The 1608-nt window shown below is 63.0% G+C and carries 2 protein-coding genes; one reads left to right on the top strand and one right to left on the bottom strand.

What is annotated here, in order from left to right:
- On the bottom strand, positions 1-231 hold a 231-nt coding region (locus RR842_RS14580), incomplete at its 3' end, for a hypothetical protein (protein WP_332730296.1).
- A gap of 212 nt (positions 232-443) precedes the next feature.
- On the opposite strand from RR842_RS14580, the gene RR842_RS14575 reads away from it, so the two are divergent.
- A partial coding sequence (locus RR842_RS14575; protein WP_332730294.1) for an FAD-dependent oxidoreductase occupies positions 444-1608 on the top strand: 1165 nt, incomplete at its 3' end.

The following is a 1608-nucleotide window of genomic DNA, read 5'->3' as shown; positions in this document are numbered from 1 at the left end:
CACGGCCGCCTGAGAGGCGAAGAAGCCGTACTCCAACCCCGTACTCGCAGAAACTGCACCGCCGGAAGGAAACAGAACCGGGCTTAGATAGCAGAGGAAACCCCAAGCCCACAGCAGCGACGATCCCACCACCGTTTTGGCAAGCGACCGCAAGGGCACACGTCCATGCGACGGCGATGCCTCAGGTGCCGATCGCTCCTTCTGGATTTTTCTCGCGCGAGCCGCCGCCATGCGCATCTGCCGCCTTTCCCTTCCGCCTTCAGCTGCATCTTACCGCACTCCCCCGGTGATAGGAATTAATGCCGGGCCTTTGACCTCGTATTTCTGAGAAATATACCGTTTCGTTAGATGACCAAGCCATCTCGCTTTGCCACTATGGGCCCTAAGGGGGCCTCAAGAAAAGCGGAAGGGACCGCACGGGCTCCGAAACCAAGGGAGGATTCATGAAAGCATCCAAATCGGGAGCAACCCCGAACACCGAGCAATCCGCACTGAGCCGCCGCTCGTTTCTGACCGGTGCTGCTGCGACGGCCGGACTAGCCGCCTTCGCAGGACTTGCCGGGTGCGCACCCCAAAACGCCGCCGACGCCAAAGCAGACGCGGTATCGGATGCAAGCGGCAAAGCCCCCGCGGGCGCCATGCAGACGACCGACCCCGCACAAGCCGTATGGCCCGTCGTCGAAGAAGTTGAAGTGGGTGCCGCCGGCGAGGGAACAATCTCCTTCGTAGCTAAGCCCATCGACCCGAAAGACATCGTCACCACGCATGACGTGGACGTGGTGGTATGCGGTCTCGGCCCTTCGGGTGACGCTGCGGCGCTCTCCTGCGCCGAGCAGGGGCTCAAGACCGTGGCCGTGGAGAAGCAGACCGTGGGCAACTACAACTCCGCCACCATCGGCGGCACGAACTCGAAGCTGCACCAGCACTGGGGCATGACGTTCGACACCGACGCCTGGATGAGCGACGCCATGGTCGACTGCGCCTTCCAGGGCGACATGGAGCTGTACCGCCACTGGCTCGAGTCGAACGGCGAGGCCGTTGACTGGTACGTGAGCCACTTCGACAACCAGAATCTCGACGACTACCCGCTCACGTTCGCCGCAGGCGACTTCCCCGACTTCCGCGAGCAATGGGACAAAACCTCGCTTTCGCGCTCGTGGAACACGTCGCTCAACCTGCCCTATCCTCCGGGCGAGCTGGCAAAGATCCTCGCCGGCATCCTGGAGAAGGCGGGCGTAGAAATCCGCTACAGCTGCCCTGCCTGCCAACTGGTCGCGGATGACTCCGGCAAGGTTACCGGCGTCATCGTCGAGAGCGAGCAAGGATACGAGCAGTACAACTGCGCGAAGGGTGTCGTGCTGGCCTGCGGCGGCTACGAGTTCAACCAGCAGATGCTCAAAGAGCGCTGCCGTCCGCGCGGCGTTCCGGGCTCGTGGCTGACCGGTGCGTTCGGCAACACGGGCGACGGACACCAAATGGGCCTGGCGGTAGGAGCAGCCGAAGACGAGTTCCCGCAGGCTATCATGCTGGACCCCGAGCAGCTCATGCCGTACCTGCGCGTGAACAAACTGGGCAAGCGCTTCACGCCCGAGTACGAGCCGTACGGGC

This window comes from Gordonibacter sp. (genome assembly GCF_036667095.1).
Classification (GTDB): Bacteria; Actinomycetota; Coriobacteriia; order Coriobacteriales; family Eggerthellaceae; genus Gordonibacter.
The sequence above is the reverse complement of the archived record's forward strand: the minus strand, read 5'-3'. Positions and strand labels throughout refer to the sequence as shown.